The 766-nt window shown below is 74.0% G+C and carries 1 protein-coding gene; it reads right to left on the bottom strand.

From position 1 onward, the window contains the following. Positions 1-63 precede the first annotated feature (63 nt). On the bottom strand, positions 64-766 hold a 703-nt coding region (locus GTR02_RS21965; RefSeq protein WP_166609580.1), incomplete at its 5' end, for an ABC transporter permease.

Raw genomic sequence — 766 nt, 5'->3', positions numbered from 1 at the left:
GGTCATCGACGCCATCCGGTACTGACGCCTGCCCGCCCACCGCGGGGCCGGGGCGGGCAGGCGTCAGTACCGGATGGCGTCGATGACCTGCGCGCGCACGGCCATCACGGCCGGGACGACGCCCGCGAGCGCGCCGATCGCGGTGGCCGCGAGGAAGCCCTCCAGGGCGGCCTCGTAGGGGTAGGGCGGGACGTCGGTGAGCGAGATCTCCGACGGCAGGATCAGCGACAGCGGCAGGTTCGCGATGATCGCCACCGAGAGCAGGACCGCGAGCCCACCGGCCACCGCGGTGGCGCAGACGCTCTCGAGCAGGACCGAGAAGAACACCCGCCCCGAGGTGGCCCCGAAGCTGCGCCGGACGCCGATCTCGCGGATCCGCTGCCGCACCGTGACGAGGCCGACGTTGAGGACGCCGATCCCCCCGAGGACGAGCGCGAAGACGCCGATGGCGCGCACGCCGTAGGCGAGCACGAGGTTGACGACGCCCAGCTCCTCGCCCGAGTCGTAGCGGCCGACGCTGACGTTGCCCCCGGGCACCGAGGCCACGAGCTCGGTCTGCAGGGTCTGCGTCAGCGCGTCGGCGTCGGCCGGGGGCACCCACACCTGCATGCCCAGCTGGGCCGGGCCGTAGGCGGGGTCCGGAGTGATCCAGCGCTCGACGTCGCCGGGCAGCACCCACGCCGAGACCCCGTAGGTGTTCCGGTCGTCGACGACGCCGACGACGGTCGCCCGCACGGGAGTGTCCCCGCCGAGCACGACGGTGGGC

The organism is Kineococcus siccus, from assembly GCF_009906795.1.
Taxonomy (GTDB): Bacteria; Actinomycetota; Actinomycetes; order Actinomycetales; family Kineococcaceae; genus Kineococcus; species Kineococcus siccus.
Note: the sequence above shows the minus strand (reverse complement) of the source record. Positions and strands in the feature narration are given on the sequence as shown.